Genomic DNA, 18,447 nt, shown 5'->3' on the forward strand with positions numbered 1-18,447 from the left:
CATACTGTTTTCAGAGTGAGGAGGACGACTTGACCTACACCAAACCCCGTTCGATCAAGTACCGGGTGAGCAGCACCGCCAAGAAAGTGCTGGCCGACCTGACCGCCCGCATCCTCAAGACGACCGGCAAGTCGGACTACCGACGCTGGCGCGAGGTCGACAACTTGAGCCCCCTCTGGGACGCGCGCACCCAGAAGATCGCCGACATGATCCCGGCCAACAAGGCGGTGCTCGAGTTCGGCGCCGGCCGCATGGTGCTGGCCAAGATGCTCAAACAGCCCGCGCGCTACACGCCAAGCGACCTGGTCGATCGCGGCCCGGGCACCATCGTGTGCGACCTGAACGCACGCCCCCTGCCCGACTTCCCGACGCACGATGTGGTGGTCTTCAGCGGCGTGCTCGAGTACGTCAATGACGTGCCCTCATTCCTTCAACACCTCGCACCGCGCACCACGGAAATCATCGCGTCATACGCCGTGCTGGAGAAGAACGCGACCGGCCGCCGCGCCGGGGGATGGGTCAACGACTACACCGCGGCCGAGTTCCTGAGCGTCTTCGAGGACGCCGGCTTCAAGGCCACCGAGTCCCTCGACTGGGAAAACCAGGTCATCCATCGCTTTGCCAAGCGCACCACTTCCTGACGTCGAGAGTTCACGGTAGGCCTTCATGAAATCTGACCAGATCGCGGTCTGCGGGTCGTTCGGCTTCGGCAACGCAGGCGACGAAGCGGTGCCGCTGGCATTGCAAGACATGCTGCAGGAACTGGGGCTGAAGCATCGTCTGTCGGTGGTGTCGCGCTTTCGCTCCGGCACGCTCGACTCCATCACCTACATGGGCCCGCAAGATGCGCAGCGCCGCAAGGAACTGGCCGGCGTGCCGATGCTGGTGTGCGGCGGCGGCGTGATCGAGCCGCACCCGGCCGCCGTGCTCTACCGCGCGAGGCCCTTGCTGCGCTCGGCCGCCAAAGGCAAGGCCGCGGTGCTCGGCTCCTCGGTCGAGCCGGGCGTGCGCTATGGCTTGCGCGCCCGCCTGCGGCTGCTGCGTTCGCTGATGGGGCTGGGCACCGTCTACACCCGCGACAAGCTCTCGGAGCGCTCGCTCAACAAGATCGCCCCTTGGGTGAAGACCGAAACCATCGGCGACCTGGTGCTGTGGATGAAGCCGCAGCACGACACGCCGCTGCTGGCCAAGCTGGCCCTGCCCTCGCGCTACATCTCGGTGGTGCTCGCGCCGCGCTGGAGCGAAGACGCCGGCTGGACGACCTGGATCACCGACGAGCTGGCCGCGCTCGCCCGCAAGCTCGACGCCGCCATCGTGTTCGTGCCGATGTCGTCTCTGCACGATGACGATCGCGTCGAGCATCGCCGCATCGCCACGCAGCTGGCCAAGCATCACGGCGACGTGAAGGTCGTCGACGTGCAAGAGGCGCTGGAACCGCGCGAAGTCTGCTCGCTGCTTGCGCGCTCCATCCTCACCACCTCGATGCGCCTGCACGGCTGCGTGATGGCGTATGCGCAGCGTGTGCCGATCGTGTGCATTGCGTACCACCCGAAGCTGCTCGGTTTCTCCGAAACCGTGGACTGCATGAAGTCGACCCTGCCGCACGTGCACCCCGATCAGCAGACCTCGGGCTTCTACGGCTACGACTTCCCCGACCTTCGCTTGAAGCCGGGCGATCTGATTGAAGTCGCCGAGGTGGCGATGAAGTCGCAGCAGTACGCACGCCTCGATGAGTTCAAGACGAAATCGCTCAACGCCTTGAAGCAGTTCCTCGCGCGCTGACAGCGGCGGTGCGAACTGGTCCAGGGCTTGCTAACACGGACCACATGCCAAAGAGAACCGCATGACACGCACCATCGCCATCGTTGGGGGAGGCCTGAGCGGCACGCTCACCGCCGTGCACCTCATGCGGCGCGCCGTCGAGGCCGACCTCAAGATCGTTCTGATCAACCGCTCGGGCCTGTTGGCCCGTGGCGTGGCGTACGGCACCCGCAGCGCCGACCACGTGCTCAACGTGCCGGCCGCGCGCATGAGCGCCTTCGAAGACGATGAAGGCCACTTCCTGCGCTACGCGCAGACGCAGGAGCCCGGCGTGCAGGGCGGCACCTTCGTGCGCCGGGGTCTCTATGGCGACTACCTCGAGTGGACGCTGCACCAGGCACAAGCCCAGCTGACGGAGCCGCAGCGCTTCGAGCACCGCTGCGAGCACGTCGAGTCACTCGAACTCACCGACCACGGCACGGTGCTGCACTTCGGCCAGGGCTCGTCGCTCGAAGCCGACCGCACGGTGCTCGCACTCGGCCACTTCGCGCCGGCCGACCCGCGGCTCGACGACAGCACCGTGCTCGCCAGCACCCGCTATGTGCGCGACCCCTGGCGCGCCGATGCCCTGTCGCGCATCGGGCGCGACGAGGCGGTGCTGCTGCTCGGCACCGGCCTCACGATGGTCGACATCGCGCTCGCCCTCGAAGCGCGCGGCCACCAAGGCCCGATGATCAGCCTGTCGCGCCGCGGCCTGCTGCCGCAGCCCCACCGCACCGGCGGTGCTCCGCCGATCGGCATCACCCTGCCCGATGAGTTGCTCGCCGGCCCACCCGATCTCAAGCACTGGCTGAGGATCATCCGCACGCAGTGCGACACGCTGGCCGACCAGGGCATCGACTGGCGCGAGACGCTCGCGTCATTGCGCAACGCCACGCCCGACCTGTGGCAGCGCCTCGACCATCGCCAGCGTGCGCAGTTCCTGCGTCACGTGCAGGCTTACTGGGACGTGCACCGCCATCGCCTTGCCCCAGCGCTCAACGAGCGCCTGCGAGCCCTGCTCAAGAGCGGTCAGCTGCAGGTGCGCGCCGGTCGCTTGCAGTCACTGCAGGCCGGTGAGGCCGGCGGCCTCACCGCGGTCTATCGCCCACGCGGCGGGCATGGCGCCACCTCGCTGCGCGTCGGCCACGTGATCAACTGCACCGGCCCCAGCACCGACCTGAAGCGAGCCCGCGAGCCCCTGATGCAATCGCTGCTCGCCTGCGGCCAGGCCACCCCTGACAAGCTCGGCCTGGGCCTGGCCACCGGCGACCACTACGCCCTGCTCGACGCCAAGGGCCGCCCCTCACCCGTGCTGCGCTACCTCGGCCCCTTCCTGCGGGCCCAGTACTGGGAGTGCACCGCGGTGCCCGAGCTGCGCCGGCATGCCAAGGCGCTCGCCGAGGTGCTCTGCGCCGAGCGCCTCGCCGCGCTGGCGCACTGAAGAAAAGACGCGCAGGCCGCTCAGGCGGCGCTGGCCACGAAGTGCGGGTTGTCGAAGCCCGGCTTGCCGTAGCGCAGCGCCTCGCCGGTCAGCGTCTCCACCTTGCCGCCTGCCGCAGCCAGCACGGCGTGGCCGGCGGCAATGTCCCATTCCATCGTGCGGCCCAGGCGCGGGTACAGGTCGGCCTCTCCCGCGGCCACCAGGCACAGCTTGAGAGACGAACCGGCGTTCGCCAGCGCCGCCACCTTGCGCCCGGCCAGGAACTGGTCGAGCGCCGCGGCATCGCCGTGCGAGCGGCTGGCGACGACGGTGAGGCCCTCGGGCGGCACGGCACGGCAGCGGATGTCGCGGCGGCCCTGGGCGTCTTCCACATAGGCACCCGTCCCCACCCGTCCGGCGAACAGGCGCTGCAGCGCCGGCGCCAGCACCACGCCCAGCGTCGGCCGGCCCTCTTCGATGAGCGCGATGTTGACGGTGAACTCGCCGTTGCGGTTGATGAACTCCTTGGTCCCGTCGAGCGGGTCGACGAGCCAGAAGCGGTTGCCCACCTGCGGGATCTTCCCGGCCGACACGGCCTCCTCGGCCACGATGGGGATGTCCGGCGTCAGGGCGGCCAGGGCGTTGGTGATCACCACCTCGGCCCGCTCATCCGCCTCGGTCACCGGTGACGCATCGGCCTTGCCTCGGGTGCTGAAGTCGGTGGCGTAGACCGCGAGGATCACCTTGCCGGCATCGCGGGCGATCTTCACGATGGTGTCGAGCAAGGCGTCCGCTGAGTTGAGGGGGAGGGTCACAAAATTCCTTTATCGAAGCAGGGGATTCGAATAAGGTACACGAAGTTTTTCATGCACCGATCGATTGGCATTAAATTTTTACTGTCTGTGATGAGTTCCGAAACCGCAACCAACCTCGATCAATGGAACGCAAAGCGCAAGCGGGCGGTTGAACTGCGGGTGGCCGGCAAGTCGCTGCCCCACATCCGTCGCGAAACCGGGCTCAGCGCCCCCACCGTGATCGCGGCTCACAAGGCCTACCTCGAAGGCGGCTGGGACGCCGTGCCCCTCGAAGGCCGTGGACGCAAACGCGGCGTGGGCCGGGTGCTGGATGCCGCGCAGGAGCATGCGACGCGCGCCGCACTGTCACAAGCCCCCGAAACGGTAGGGGTCGCTACGGGGGTGTGGACTTTGTCGAATACCGCACGGTGGGTGCACGAGCGCTTCGGCGTCGCAGTCGAAGAACGCACCCTGGCCCGATACGTCGCACGCTGGGGCCTGGCACTCGCCCCCTGGCGCAAGGTCGCGAGCATGGGCAACGCGACCGTCGAGTGGTGGAACACGCGCCTGCCGGAGCTGGTCAAGACGGCGCGTTCGCGTGAGGCGCAAGTCGTCTGGGTCTGTGCATCGCCTCTGCCCACCGGCGAAGGCAGCCTGCTGCGCGCCCAGACGCTCAAGGGCCGGATCGCCTGGCGAGTCGTCCCAGCGGCCGTCGATGATGCAGCCATTCGCCACTTCATCGAGCAGTTGTCGCAGGCCTTAGGCACGCCGCTGTGTGTCGCCTTTCACGGACACGCGCTGGCCGAGGCGGGCCGGCCCGACGACGTGTGGCCCTGCCCCGTCGGCCCCGAACCACAGGCCTCCACGCCTGCTACTGCCGCCGAAGCCCAGCCCGCGCCGCCTGCCGCACTCGCTCGCGGCCCCCTCAACACGCCGTCTCTCCCCGAGGCCTCTGCCGTCATGACCCCCAAGCTGACCCACCTGCAACGCCTCGAAGCCGAGAGCATCCATATCCTTCGGGAAGTGGTGGCCGAGTGCGAGAACCCGGTGATGCTCTATTCCATCGGCAAAGACAGCGCGGTGATGCTGCACCTGGCGCGCAAGGCCTTCTACCCCGCGCCGCCGCCCTTCCCGCTGCTGCATGTCGACACGACGTGGAAGTTCCGCGACATGTACGCCATGCGCGAGCGCATGGCGAAAGAGCTCGACATGAAGCTCATCGTCCACCAGAACCCGGAAGCCGTGGCCCTGGGCATCAACCCCTTCATGCATGGCTCGCAGATCCACACCGACCTGTGGAAGACGCAAGGCCTGAAGCAGGCACTCGATCTGCACAAGTTCGACGCAGCATTCGGCGGCGCGCGCCGCGACGAGGAGAAGTCGCGTGCCAAGGAACGCATCTTCTCGTTCCGCTCCGCCCAGCACCGCTGGGACCCGAAGAACCAGCGCCCCGAACTCTGGCACCTCTACAACGCACGCATGCACAAGGGTGAGTCGATGCGCGTGTTCCCCATCTCCAACTGGACCGAACTCGACGTCTGGCAGTACATCTACCTGGAGAACATTCCCATCGTGCCGCTTTACTTCGCTGCAGTCCGCCCGGTGGTGGAGCGCGACGGTGCTCTGATCATGGTCGACGACGACCGCATGCCGCTCAAGCCGGGCGAGAAGCCGCAGATGCGCAAGGTGCGGTTCCGCACCCTGGGCTGCTACCCGCTCACCGGCGCGGTCGAATCGAGCGCTCAGACGTTGCCCGAGATCATCCAGGAGATGCTGCTCACCCGCACCTCGGAGCGGCAAGGCCGCGTGATCGACCACGACGCCTCGGCGTCGATGGAGAAGAAAAAGCAAGAAGGCTATTTCTAAGCCGCAAGGATCAAGACCATGGCCCACGTTTCAGACCTCATCGCCAAAGACATCGACCAGTACCTGCGCAAGCACGAGCACAAGAGCCTCTTGCGCTTCATCACCTGCGGCAGCGTCGACGACGGCAAGAGCACGCTCATCGGCCGCCTGTTGTACGAATCGAAGATGCTCTTCGACGACCAACTCGCCGCCATCGAGGCCGACTCCAGGAAGTGGGGCACACAAGGCGGCGAGATCGACTTCGCGCTGCTCGTCGATGGCCTGGCGGCCGAGCGCGAGCAGGGCATCACCATCGACGTCGCCTACCGCTTCTTCTCGACCGACCGGCGCAAGTTCATCGTCGCCGACACCCCGGGCCACGAGCAGTACACCCGCAACATGATCACCGGCGCCTCCACCGCCGATGTGGCGGTGATCCTGGTCGACGCACGGCGCGGCCTGCTCACGCAGACGCGCCGCCACAGCTACCTCGTCTCGCTGATGGGCATCCGCAAGGTGGTGCTGGCCATCAACAAGATGGACCTGATCGACTACTCGGAGAAGACCTTCCGCGGCATCGTCGAGGAGTACCGCAACTTCGCGTCGCAATTCGGCCTGGAAGACATCACCGCAATCCCGATGTCGGCGCTCCGGGGCGACAACATCATCGAGCACAGCGCACGCATGCCCTGGTACCACGGCTCCACGCTGATGGGCTACCTGGAGACGGTGAGCATCGGCCCGAATGATGGTGACGGGCAGCAGCAAACGAGCCCCTTCCGCCTGCCGGTGCAGTGGGTCAACCGGCCGCACCTCGACTTCCGCGGCTTCTGCGGCACGGTGGCCAGCGGCACCATCAAGCCGGGCGACCGCATCCGGGTGCAGCCGTCTGGCCGCGAGAGCCGCGTGGCGCGCATCGTCACCGCCAACGGCGACCTGCCCATGGCCGTCGCCGGCCAGGCCATCACGCTCACGCTGACCGACGAGGTCGACGTGTCTCGCGGCGACACGATCTCGATCGCGACCAGCCCGGCCGAAGTGGCCGACCAGTTCGAGACCACGCTCGTGTGGATGTCCGAGGAAGCGATGCTGCCCGGGCGGCCCTACCTGCTCAAGATCGGCACCCGCACGCTGAGCGCGACCATCACCGAGCCCAAGTACAAGATCAACGTCAACACGATGGAGCACCTGGCAGCCAAGAAGCTGGAGTCCAACGAGATCGGCGTGTGCAACATCGCGCTCGACCGTCCCATCGCGTTCGACGCCTACAAGGACAACCCTGACACCGGCGCCTTCATCCTCATCAACCGGATGACCAACAACACGGTCGGCGCCGGCATGCTGCACTTCGCGCTGCGCCGAGCACACAACGTGCACCTGCAACCGGTCGATCTGGACAAGGCGGCCCGCGCCCGCAGCAAGGGCCAGCGCCCGGCGGTACTGTGGTTCACCGGCCTTTCGGGCGCGGGCAAGTCAACCATTGCCAACATCGTCGACAAGAAACTGCATGCGATGGGCCGCCACACCTACCTGCTCGACGGCGACAACCTGCGCCACGGGCTCAACAAGGACCTGGGCTTCACCGATGCCGACCGGGTGGAGAACATCCGTCGCGTGGCCGAGGTGGCGCACCTGTTCGTCGACGCGGGCGTCATCGTGCTCACCGCCTTCATTTCGCCGTTCCGGGCCGAGCGGGCCATGGCGCGAGGGCTCTTCGAACAAGGCGAATTCATCGAAGTGCACGTCGACACACCGCTCGATGTGGCCGAGGCCCGCGACGTGAAAGGCCTGTACCGCAAGGCCCGGCGTGGCGAGCTGCGCAACTTCACCGGCGTCGACTCACCCTACGAGCCGCCGGAGTCACCGGAGATTCGCGTCAACACCGAACACCAGAGTGCCGAAGCGGCCGCCGATGCCGTGATCGCGAAACTGCGAGAACTGGGATTGCTGAACTGAGCCGTGACGGGGCGCAAGCCCCAGCACGACGACCCGATCACTTGAGCGTCTTCGCCTTGATCGGGAACATCTTCAGCCGTGCGGCGCGGACCATGCCGCGCAGGCCGAGGTGGCGCGCGACGACATCCTGCATCCAGTTGCCGACGCCATAGGTGCGCAGGCCCACGCGGTGGCGTGCCACGGTGTTCTGCACCTTCAGCGACAGAAGCGTCCAGGCACTCAATCGCGGCTGCGTGGGGTGGACGAGGTCGTAGCCGCGCGCCGCCAGCATCGGGCCGACGCGCGCTTCGATCAGCTTGACGTCTTGAGGGGCCATGGTGCGACGCCACTGGTTGGCGAAGCGCGGCGATGGCGGCTCGTAGGTGGTGCCGCTCAAGTCCATCATCTGCGGCTCGAACTGCAGGCCGAGGAACTTGCAGATCTGCGTCAGCACCTTCTCGGGCTCCGCCACCAGTTCCTCGTAGCGCACCTCGATGTACTGCTCAGGTTTGAGGCGGGGACGCAGGCGATCCCAGCTTTCCTCTGAGTTCATCCACGGCTCCAGCCCATAGTAGACATTGCCGGAGAACGAAGCTGCCACGGCCGACTTGGCACAGTCGCGTGCATCGCGCAGCAAATGAATGAAGCGCGCCTGGGGAAAGATTTCGTGGGCACTCACGAAATTGCGGTGAATCGACAACGCCAGGCAAGGCACGCCTTTGGCATAGCGACTCACGAGTTCATGGAGCCGCTGCGGCACGGGCCCAGGGGGACCGAGCTTCTCGGGAGAGAACAGAAAACCACGGTGGTCGCTGTAGAAATCGTCGAGCTCTTCGGAACTCATCTCCTGGGCTTCGGCCAAGCCGCCATCGACGCCGAACGCATCGAAGAGAAAGTCGAACTCGCCCGGATTCTTGAGCGAAGAGTGCCGGTCCAGCATCAAGGTCAACAAGGTGGACCCCGAGCGAAGCGGGCCTGCCACGAAGACCAGCGAACAAGGCAGGCGACGAGGGGCCTGGGCTTGCATCACAAGGTCTCGAGCACCGCGGCTGAGAGGACTGGGCAGGGCGTTCATCGATCTGATGGATGGGATGATCGGCGCGCTCTTCAGTGCGCCACGGTCACCGCACACAAATGCAAAAAACTCATTTGCTAGAGCGGAAATTGTAGAACAAGGGGTGCGCGAAGCCCCCCTCTATTCGCCGGGTGACGCCACGAATCGACACGTTTGCGACGCAAATACCGGCACTGCGTCACATCTGAGTCACACATGCGCAGGCATTGGCGCCAAGCCCTGCCGCTGGGCGGTGAGGCCACACAACTGTTGCCATGCCTCGACGACGGACCTTCCCTCCACTTCCTTCGAGTAGTGGGTGCGCAGGAAGTCGGCGTAGTCGGCCGCCTGCTGTTGCAGGCGCTGCGGGTCACGCGTGAACTCGGCCAGCACTGCTTCCAGCGTTTGCGCAAAACCGAGCACGTCGCCCTGCGCGATCGGGTAGCAGTACTGCGGCAGCATGAACTCGCGGGCCGCATAGCCGGTATAGCCCACCACCACGCACGCGCTGGCACCGGCTTCCAGCGGAGGCAGGCCGAACCCCTCATCGTGGCAGGTAGACAAGAAGATCGCCGATTCGCGCAGCGACCGCGCGACGTCGGCTTCGCTCATGCCATCGATGGGGCACAGCGTCCAGCCTTCGAGCGACCCGCGGCCCCTCAACATCTGCAACACCTGCACGATGCTGGTCGGCAGTTTGCGGGGCATGAAGGCGATCTGCTTCTTCTTCTCGCCGCCGGGGAAGAACCGCGTTCCGTCAACGCCATTGGGCGTGAGCAGCACCGGCAACTCTCGGAACGCGAACTGCAGATACTCGCAGATGTGCTGCGAAACGCCCAATGCCCCCAGCACGTGGCCGCGGTAGATGAAGCCATTCAGCGAATCGGAATGTGCGAAGCCGGTGAAGGTGTAGTGCGCGTTCTGGTTGAACACCACGAGCTTCGAGCCGAAGCCGCAGGGTTGCAGCGCTTTGCCGAAGTACTCGGGCAAGACGATGATGTCGCTGGCGCCGAGGCGGCGTTCAAGAGCGCGTGCGCCCGGACGGGCGATCTCGATTTCGGGGCCGACGGACGCCGTGAGCCAGGGGATCTGGTTCTTGCGCCGAGCGGAGCGGCGCAGGTCCCAGAACCGCCTCTGCGCTTTGACCTTGGCGATGGCGGCCGATGAGTCGAACCACGCCGGCATCTTGGGTTCGAGCGCCAGCACATAGGCGTCGAAGCCAGCAGCGTTCAAGGCCTCGACGTGGCGGAATATCTGCTTGATACCCCCGGTCGGCTTGGGCGACCACGGACAGATATAGAAGATGGTCAATTCGCGTCCCGTCGCTGAAGTCGGTGGGGAATAAGTGTCGTGCTTCGCATCGCAGCGCGCCGCGGAGTGTGGACGTCACCGACAAGCCTTGTGCACCCCCCAACAACAGGGTTTTCCAGCCCTGGCGCCACGGCCATACTCTGCCCGGGCTGGAGCGGCCGCTGTGGGGCCGCCGCGTCGGCTCGGCGACTGCAGTCATGACGCGAGCCATGCATCTTCACGCCGCCCACGCACACGCACACGGCCTGTGCCCATCGCGCTGACAACCCAAGCCAACGCTCCTGCACACCGGCCATGAATTTCGCCTCCCTTGAGTTCACCTACTTCCTGCTCATCGGTTTCGGCCTCTACGCGCTGATCCGCAACCACGAAGTCCAGAACCTTCTGCTGCTCGCAGGGAGCTACTACTTCTACGCCTGCTGGGACGCGCGCTTCCTGTTGCTCATCTGGCTGGTGACCGGTGCGAGCTTCATCACAGGGCGCGCCATCGGATCGACCGACGACACACGCAGGCGCATCCGCTACATCGTGGTCTACACGGTGTTCGCGCTGACGATCCTCGGCTACTTCAAGTACTTCAACTTCTTCATCGACTCGGCCCAGACCGCGCTCGAAGCCCTGGGGGTCAAGGTCAACCGCACCTACCTCAACATCCTGCTGCCGCCGGCCATCTCGTTCTACATCTTCGAGTCGCTGAGCTATGTGATCGAGATCCACCAGCGCCACATGCCGGCGACGACCAAGCTCAGGCACTACGCGCTCTTCATCGCCTACTTCCCCAAGCTGGTGGCGGGCCCGATCGAGCGCCCGGCCGTGCTGATCCCGCAGATCGAGAAGCCACGCACCATCACTGAAGAGTTCATCACCCGAGGCTGCTTCCTCATCCTGCTCGGCCTCTTCAAGAAGGTGGTGGTCGCCGATGGCCTGTCGCCCACCGTCGACTCGGTGTTCAACAGCACCGAGACCCCGAATGCGGCGGCCATCGTGCTCGGCACCTATGCCTTCGCGCTGCAGATCTACTGCGACTTCTCTGGCTACACCGACATTGCACGCGGCGTGTCCAAGCTGTTCGGCATCGGAACCAGCCAAAACTTCCGCTTCCCGTACTTCTCGTCCAACCCGAGCGAGTTCTGGCGACGCTGGCACATGTCGCTCTCGTCGTGGCTGCGTGACTACCTGTACATCCCCCTCGGCGGCAACCGCGTGAACGCCGTGCGCACCAAGGTCAACCTGATGATCACGATGCTGCTGGGCGGCCTGTGGCACGGTGCAGCCTGGAACTTCATCCTGTGGGGTGCCTACCAGGGCGGCCTGCTGATCGTGAACGACCTCATCAAGAAGCCGGCGCTGAAGGGATGGACGGCACTCGTCGGACGCGTGCTCGCCACCGTCGTCTTCTTCCAGTTCGTCTGCTATGGCTGGCTGCTGTTCCGGGCCAAGTCCTTCGAGCAGATCAAGGACTTCACGGTGGAACTCGTCACGCTGTCGCAGCCGCTGGCCGCCACCGTGGCGCGACCGCCGCTCGCCACACTCCTCGGCGTGGCGCTCTTGTTCCTGTACGACCTCGCGGCCTACCGCAGCGGCCGTGCGACCTTCTACCGCGCCATGCCGGTGCCCGTACGAGCCGCTTTCTACGCCGCCCTCGTGTTCCTCACGCTCATGGGCATGGCGAATGCCCGCAGCGCCTTCATCTACTTCCAGTTCTGACCATGGGCCTTCTGAAGACGATTCTGCTGGGGCGCAGCGCCAAGATCGTGTTGTGGGTCGTGGTGTGGCTGGCACTCGCCGACGTGGCGGTCAACTTTGCTTTTGGCTCGCGTGCCGCGAAGAACACCAGCCTCGGCCGCTATTTCGAATACGGCCGCTCGGTGGAAGGCAAGCTGAGCGAGGCCATCACCGAAGAGCGGAAGCAGGGCTCGCTTCTGAGCGCTGGCTGGATCGACCCCGAGCTTCTCAAATCCGTCTCGTCGGAACGCAAGGAAGGCACGGACCTGACAGTGGCGGTGTACGGGCAGTCGTTCTCGATGCATGCCGCACACGCGGCCGTGGCGCTCGACGGCAAGATCACCTTGCGCGGCTTCGGCGGCCCGGGCGCACCCCCCAATCACTCGTATGCGGGCTACAAGGCGGACACGCCGTTCCGCAAGGCCGACGTGGTGGTGTTCGGCGTGCTCTCGTCGAGCGTGCCCGACATGGGCTCGATGTCGGGCCTGATCTGGCAGTTCGAGAGCCCGGCGCCGTTCACCTTCCCGCGCTACCGTCTGGCCGGCGCGCAGCTGACGGAGGAGCAGCCCTCGATCCGCAGCGAGGCCCAGTTCCGCGAGGCGTTCGGCAAACAGGAATGGCAGCAGTTCAAGCAGCAGCTGGGGCGCAGCGACCGCGGCTACCACTGGTTTGTCTTCGACCAGTCGCCGCTCGACCGCTCGGCCATCGTGCGCCTCGTGCGCCGGGGCTGGGTGGCGCACAACGAGGCGTATGACCGGGGGGTTTATGACGCCCACACCGGCTTCAACGTCGACTCGGAAGAGGTGCGCGTGTTGAAAGTGATGCTGGCCGATCTGTCGCGCCGCACGCAGGAACGCGGCGAACGCCTGATCGTGCTGCTGATGCACACGCGCGGCCAATCCGATCACCTGTACCGTGCGGTCGGTCCGACGCTTGAGGCGGCGAAGATCGACTACATCAGCACCCATACGCTGTTCTCCGCCAACGACCCGACCAACTTCCTGCCCGACGGACACTACGTGCCGGCCTCGAACCAGAAGATCGCCAAGGTCTTGCTGGACAAGATCCGCGGCCGCACCACCCCCTGATCGTCAGCCCATCCTCGCGCCCATCCAAGACCATGCCGACCTCCGTGCCCCAAATGCTGTACATCGCACCCGGCGATCCCTGGGACCGCTGGACCAACTCCGGCACCACGGTGGCGCTGATCGACGGCCTCAAGCAACACGGCCGGCTCTACGGCGCGCTCAGCCGCTTCGACACCGACCTCAAGGAACTGCATGGCCGCAGCGCGATGCGCCATTTCATGCGCCGCCTGCAACGCAAGATCGGCCAGGCGCCAAATCCGGTCGACGATTCGCTGACCACCGATGAGAAGGGCCCGCTCCTCGCCCCCTTGCTGCGCAAGCTGCCCGAAGGCAGCTGGGTCATGTACCACTACGCGATCCCGAAGATCGACCGCTCGCTGCCGATCCGCCGCGTGCTGTTCCAGGACATGACGGTCGATGACGCCGTGCGGGCGGGCGGTTTTGGCTGGGGTTCGCGGACGCAGGCGCAGATCGACGAGAGCCGCGCCGAGATCATCCAGGCCAACCGCGATGCCGATGCGATCGTGTCGTTCGGCAGCTTCGTCGCCGACACGATGCACGAGCAATACGGTATTCCGAAGAGCAAGGTCTTCGCGCTCGGCGGCGGCCCGATCCGGCGCTGGGACCACCCGGTGCCGGCAGAGATCGAGCGTTACAAGAAGCGCCAGATCCTCTTCTGCGGCCGCGCCTGGGAGCGCAAGGGCGGGCCGGTGCTGATCGAGGCGTTTCGCAAGGTCCGCCGCGAGTTGCCCGATGCCAACCTCACCGTGGTGAGCGCCGGCGCGCCGCCGCTCAACGAACCGGGTGTGACGCAGTTCGGGCACGCCAGCGATGAGAAGCTCCACGAGCTGTACCGAACGGCGTCGCTCTTCTGCATGCCGAGCATCTGCGAATCGTGGGGTCTGGTCTACGTGGAAGCCGCCGCCCACGGCCTGCCGACGGCCAACTGGAGCAACTGGGCCTTGCCCGACATCGTCGACCACCAGGTGACCGGCGTACTCAGCGACCGGCACGACGTCGACGGCCTCGCCGAAGCCATCGTCGAAGCCCTGCGTGACCCGAAGCACCTGATGGACATGGGCCAGAACGCCGTCAAGCGCGTGAAAGACGTGCTGGACTGGCCGCACTGCGTGGACCGGCTGCTTGCGGCGACCCTGCCAGACGCCCTGCAAGGGCGCGAGCCGGTCTGGATGCGGCCGCGCTAGAGCAAGTTGGCGCTGAAAGTAAAACGGCCGGATCGCTCCGGCCGTTTTTCATGGGACAGACTACAAGCGTCAGCGGGCGCAGACACCTGAGGTCGCTGCCGCACCCGTCACCGCCACGTTGTTGCTCACCGTGGCGCCCGGCGAGTTGACGTTGGCGATGTAGCCGGAAGAGCTGGCATGCACGCGGCACACCGTGTTGTTGCGCACGACCGCATTGGCGTCGGGCACGTCGCCACCCGAGAACGAGCCGCCACCGATCATGAAGCTGTTGAGCACGCTGCCCTGAGTGTTGATCGACACGTTGTCTTCCACCACGATGCCGGGCGCGGATTGCGCCACGATGCCGTTGCCGCCGTTGATCAGGACGTTATTGCGCACGATCACGTTGCGGAACCACTCGGCCGTCGCATAGCCCTGGGTGATGGACATCAGCCAGCAGCTTGCCGCCGAAGCGTCCTGCTCGATGACGTTGCCCTCGACCAGCAGGCCGTCGATCTGGCCGTGGAAGGTCATGTTGCCGCCCAGGCACGTGCCATTCACCGTCGAATTGCGGATGTAGCGGTTGTTGCGCAGCGTGATGTTGTGCCCACCACCGATGTAGGTGCCGTGGTCGAAGGTGCTGCCGCTGAAGTTGTTGGCTTCGAAGGTGTTGCCTTCGATCAGGATGTTGTCGTAGTGACCCAGCAGACCCATCGCGCGGTTGCGATGGACGTTGTTGTTGCGCAGGGTGATGCCCGTCACGCCGTACGGGCTGCCGTCGTTCGAGTTGATCGCGATGCGGAAGCCGGTGATCTCGTTGTTTTCGAAGGTGACGTCGCGCACGTTCTGGATGAACCAGACCGCCCATTCGGCGGTGCCCATCCCATCAAGCTTCAGATTGCGAACGACGTAGCCGCCGTCGTTGCTGGTGTTGCCCCAGCCACCGCCGACGTTGAACATGTTGTTCGAAGCCACCCGCATCAGCGGGGCCACGCCGCTGCCGTAGGCGTCAAAGGTCAGGGGCGCGGCGGCAGTGGTGTTCGGGTTCTCGAGGAACACCGAGAAGTTCGACCAGGCGCCACCGCGGTTGAACAGCAGGCGGGTACCGGCCGGCAACGCGTTGACGTTGATGCCGGACAGGTTCTGCTTCGGAGCGGCTTGTGTCCCCGGGTTGCTGTTGCTGCCCGGCACGCAGCCAGCCGCAGCGCCAGCCTGGCAGTCGGAGAAGTAGTAGGTCGGGGCAGCACCAGGGGCAGGGGCGGGAGCAGGCGTCGGCGCGGGAGCCGGGGCCGGGGCCGGGGCGGGTGCAGGACTCGGCGCCGGAGCCGGAGCGGGCGCCGGGGCCGGAGCAGGAGACGGTGAAGGACTTGGCGCTGGCGCCGGCGTCGGCGAGGTCACCGGCGGAATCGGGGTTGCGCTGGTTTCGTTGACATCACCGCCAGCACCACAACCGGCCAGGGAGGCCAGTGCAGCCACTGAGAACCAGAGCGTGGTCGTCTTGAGCGCCGTTTTGCGTGCAGTCATATTCTGTGTTTCTCGCAGCCGTCTCGATGGGGGACGGCATTGCAGATTGCATGCCGGCGCTTTCAGCCTCGAATCTCGACCAGTTTGGTCATGACTCTCAGAGAGGTCGCCAGCCCAGGGCTGATGGGCTGACATTATTCGGGCGGACGGTGACACTCACGCGGCGCAATTGTCGCAAGAGGTAAACAAGCTTAAGTGGCGATTCAGGCCGCCGATAGCCGGCCCTCACATCGCGGGAATGCGACGGGTTTACGAGAGAGACGCGTTCCGCGGCATCGGGGTCTGCGCGCATTCTTCCGCCGCGCGCTTCTTGCCCACAAGCAAGGCCCGACGCTGATATGCGCGCAAGAAGGCCCGGAACTCCGGGTCCTGGTAGCGGGGCTTCCCCTGCAGGAAGCTGTAGATCCAGCCCCAGAGGATGGTCAGCTGCCCGAACACATAGGGCTTCTGGTTCAGTCGCGACACCACACTGGCCGTGAGGAACAGCAGGCCGGTGCCCATGTAGTACTGGCCATAGCCCTGGCGGAAGCGACCGGTGTAGATGCCCTTGTGGCTCGCGCCCATGGTGCGCAGGTGCACGAAGCGAAGCTCGGGCTCGTCCCAGCTGGTGGCTGTCCAGCCCTTCATGCGGCACTTGTGGCCGTCGATGCCGTCCCAGCCGACCTCGCGCACGAAGCCGCCGATGTCCTTGAAGCACGACACGCGGTAGAACTTGGTCATGCCGAGCGAGTTCTCGTCACCGTGGCGTTCGCTGATGAGTTCACCGTTTTCTTCGAGGTAGGCCTTGCCGCTGCAGGTGCCCAGGCGGGGATTGGCGGCCATGCGGTCCACCAGGATCTCGAAGTAGCGCGGCGGCAGACGCAGGTCGAGGTCGAGCTTGCAGACGAAGTCGTAGTCGTCGGGAATGATCGCCGCGTAGCCGCTGTAGAAGGCGTCGACCACACCCGGCCCCACCGCCCGGTGCCCACGGTCGGCACGCGTCACGATCTCGATCCACTCGTGCTTGTTGGCGTACTCCCGGAGGATGGCCGGGGTCTCGTCGGTCGAGCCATCGTCGACGATCACCCACTTGGTCGGACGCAGCGACTGCGCGACCACCGTGTCGAGCGTCTGGCGCATGTAGTCGGCTTCGTTGCGACACGGTGAAATCAACACGTACTTGGCGGGCTTCTCACGCATGGCGGCTTTCAAGGGGGTGATCGAGGGCACGACGAGCCCCTGTACACAGGGGGAAGTCACAGCAGGGGCTTGCTGGCAACATGCCGCATCGCTTGCGACGTCAATGCTTCGAAATTGTAGACAGCGCAGGCAGTGCGGCACCCCCGCAACTCGGGCGGTGCATGCACCTCCAACCCGCGAGAAACAGTGACTTCGCGCACGACAATCGCACCCCAACCCTAGCGGAGTAAAACGAGTGAAAGTAACGATCATCGGGACGGGCTACGTGGGTCTCGTCACGGGAGCCTGCTTGTCCGAGATGGGCAACCATGTCGTGTGCCTCGACGTTGACGCGAAGAAGATCCAGGTGCTCAACGACGGTGGCATCCCGATCTACGAGCCCGGCCTGAAAGAGATCGTCCAGCGCAACGTCAGCGCCGGCCGCCTGCAGTTCACGACCGACATCCAACTCGCGGTGAACCATGGCACGCTGCAGTTCATCGGCGTCGGCACCCCGCCCGATGAAGACGGCTCCGCCGACCTGCAGTACGTGCTGGCCGCCGCCCGCAACATCGGCCGCTACATGACCGACTACAAGGTGGTGGTCGACAAGAGCACGGTGCCCGTGGGCACGGCCGACAAGGTGCGCGCTGCCATCAAGGAAGAGCTGGCCAAGCGCGACAAGCAGGTCGACTTCGCCGTCGTCTCCAACCCCGAGTTCCTGAAGGAAGGCGCGGCCGTCGAAGACTTCATGCGCCCCGACCGCATCGTGGTCGGAGCCGACGACGAGCGCTCCGTGCTGCTCATGCGCGCGCTCTACGCGCCTTACATCCGCAGCCACGAGCGCCTGCTGGTGATGGACGTTCGCAGTGCCGAGTTCACCAAGTACGCCGCCAACTCGATGCTGGCCACGCGCATCAGCTTCATGAACGAGCTGGCGCTGCTGGCCGAGAAGGTCGGCGCCGACATCGAGCTCGTGCGCAAGGGCATCGGCAGCGACCCGCGCATCGGCTACCAGTTCCTCTACGCCGGCACCGGCTACGGCGGCTCCTGCTTCCCGAAGGACGTGAACGCGCTGATGCGCACCGGCAAGGAATACGGCATCGACCTGATGGTGCTCAACGCCGTCGACCGCGCCAACCAGCGCCAGAAGACGGTGCTCGTCGACAAGGTCGTCGCCCGATTCGGCAGCGATCTCACCGGCCGCCGCTTCGCAATGTGGGGCCTGGCCTTCAAGCCCAACACCGACGACATGCGCGACGCCCCGAGCCGCGACGTGATCCAGGCCCTGGCCGATCGCGGCGCCACCATCGTGGCCTACGACCCAGTGGCGGCCGAAGAGGCCCACCGGGTGCTGAGCCATGTGAAGTCGCTGCAGATCGTCGACAACGTGGCCACCACGCTGGAAGGCGCCGATGCCCTGCTCATCCTCACCGAGTGGCGCGAATTCAAGAGCCCCGATTTCGACCAGATCAAGCGCCTGCTCAAGCAGCCGGTGATCTTCGACGGCCGGAATCTCTATGAACCGGCGCTGATGCGCGAGCTGGGTTTCGACTACCTCGGCATCGGGCGAGGCACCGCGCAGCTCAAACCCGCCGAGTAAACC

Annotated in this window: 14 protein-coding genes; 9 read left to right on the forward strand and 5 right to left on the reverse strand. The window is 65.6% G+C overall.

What is annotated here, in order from left to right; translation table 11 throughout:
- Positions 1–29 precede the first annotated feature (29 nt).
- From LRS03_RS12070 to LRS03_RS12080, 3 genes are all read left to right on the forward strand, one after another.
- A complete protein-coding gene (locus LRS03_RS12070) occupies positions 30–641 on the forward strand; it encodes a class I SAM-dependent methyltransferase (RefSeq protein ID WP_257825662.1) in 612 nt (203 codons plus the stop codon).
- A 25-nt stretch (positions 642–666) separates the two neighbouring features.
- Positions 667–1,782 carry a polysaccharide pyruvyl transferase family protein gene (locus LRS03_RS12075; protein WP_257825663.1) on the forward strand — a complete coding sequence of 372 codons (1,116 nt, stop codon included), beginning with the start codon at positions 667–669 and terminating at the stop codon, positions 1,780–1,782.
- A 61-nt stretch (positions 1,783–1,843) separates the two neighbouring features.
- On the forward strand, positions 1,844–3,244 hold the full coding sequence (locus LRS03_RS12080; protein ID WP_257825664.1) for an FAD/NAD(P)-binding protein: 1,401 nt from the start codon (positions 1,844–1,846) through the stop codon (positions 3,242–3,244).
- 20 nt (positions 3,245–3,264) lie between these two features.
- Here LRS03_RS12080 and cysQ read toward each other — a convergent pair whose 3' ends face one another.
- A complete protein-coding gene (cysQ, locus tag LRS03_RS12085) occupies positions 3,265–4,038 on the reverse strand; it encodes a 3'(2'),5'-bisphosphate nucleotidase CysQ (protein WP_257825665.1) in 774 nt (257 codons plus the stop codon).
- 510 nt (positions 4,039–4,548) lie between these two features.
- Here cysQ and cysD point away from each other — a divergent pair.
- On the forward strand, positions 4,549–5,883 hold the full coding sequence (gene cysD / locus LRS03_RS12095; protein ID WP_257829498.1) for a sulfate adenylyltransferase subunit CysD: 1,335 nt from the start codon (positions 4,549–4,551) through the stop codon (positions 5,881–5,883).
- 18 nt (positions 5,884–5,901) lie between these two features.
- Positions 5,902–7,818: a sulfate adenylyltransferase subunit CysN gene (cysN, locus tag LRS03_RS12100; RefSeq protein ID WP_257825666.1), complete on the forward strand. Its 1,917-nt coding sequence runs from the start codon at positions 5,902–5,904 to the stop codon at positions 7,816–7,818.
- 37 nt (positions 7,819–7,855) lie between these two features.
- On the opposite strand, the gene LRS03_RS12105 is transcribed toward cysN, so the two are convergent.
- Both LRS03_RS12105 and LRS03_RS12110 read right to left on the reverse strand, forming a co-directional pair.
- Positions 7,856–8,824, reverse strand: coding sequence for a sulfotransferase family protein (locus LRS03_RS12105; RefSeq protein WP_257825667.1), 969 nt, complete (start codon positions 8,822–8,824; stop codon positions 7,856–7,858).
- A gap of 237 nt (positions 8,825–9,061) precedes the next feature.
- Positions 9,062–10,162: a glycosyltransferase family protein gene (locus LRS03_RS12110; RefSeq protein WP_257825668.1), complete on the reverse strand. Its 1,101-nt coding sequence runs from the start codon at positions 10,160–10,162 to the stop codon at positions 9,062–9,064.
- Between the two features lie 294 nt (positions 10,163–10,456).
- Here LRS03_RS12110 and LRS03_RS12115 point away from each other — a divergent pair, with 294 nt between their 5' ends.
- Genes LRS03_RS12115 through LRS03_RS12125 form a run of 3 tightly spaced genes read left to right on the forward strand, consistent with a single transcriptional unit; the run spans position 10,457 to position 14,180 of the window.
- On the forward strand, positions 10,457–11,869 hold the full coding sequence (locus LRS03_RS12115; RefSeq protein ID WP_257825669.1) for an MBOAT family O-acyltransferase: 1,413 nt from the start codon (positions 10,457–10,459) through the stop codon (positions 11,867–11,869).
- 2 nt (positions 11,870–11,871) lie between these two features.
- Complete coding sequence (locus LRS03_RS12120) at positions 11,872–12,975, forward strand: hypothetical protein (protein ID WP_257825670.1); 1,104 nt, start codon at positions 11,872–11,874, stop codon at positions 12,973–12,975.
- 32 nt (positions 12,976–13,007) lie between these two features.
- The gene (locus LRS03_RS12125) at positions 13,008–14,180 is read left to right on the forward strand and encodes a glycosyltransferase family 4 protein (protein ID WP_257825671.1); all 1,173 of its coding nucleotides are present in this window, start codon (positions 13,008–13,010) and stop codon (positions 14,178–14,180) included.
- 69 nt (positions 14,181–14,249) lie between these two features.
- On the opposite strand, the gene LRS03_RS12130 is transcribed toward LRS03_RS12125, so the two are convergent.
- Positions 14,250–15,350 carry a right-handed parallel beta-helix repeat-containing protein gene (locus LRS03_RS12130; RefSeq protein WP_257825672.1) on the reverse strand — a complete coding sequence of 367 codons (1,101 nt, stop codon included), beginning with the start codon at positions 15,348–15,350 and terminating at the stop codon, positions 14,250–14,252.
- A 582-nt stretch (positions 15,351–15,932) separates the two neighbouring features.
- Entirely contained in the window at positions 15,933–16,862 is a 930-nt protein-coding gene (locus tag LRS03_RS12135) for a glycosyltransferase family 2 protein (RefSeq protein ID WP_257825673.1), read from the reverse strand.
- A gap of 235 nt (positions 16,863–17,097) precedes the next feature.
- Here LRS03_RS12135 and LRS03_RS12140 point away from each other — a divergent pair, with 235 nt between their 5' ends.
- On the forward strand, positions 17,098–18,444 hold the full coding sequence (locus LRS03_RS12140; protein ID WP_257825674.1) for a UDP-glucose dehydrogenase family protein: 1,347 nt from the start codon (positions 17,098–17,100) through the stop codon (positions 18,442–18,444).
- The last annotated feature ends 3 nt before the right edge of the window (positions 18,445–18,447 follow it).

It is taken from the genome of Rhizobacter sp. J219 (genome assembly GCF_024700055.1).
Lineage (GTDB): Bacteria > Pseudomonadota > Gammaproteobacteria > Burkholderiales > Burkholderiaceae_C > Rhizobacter.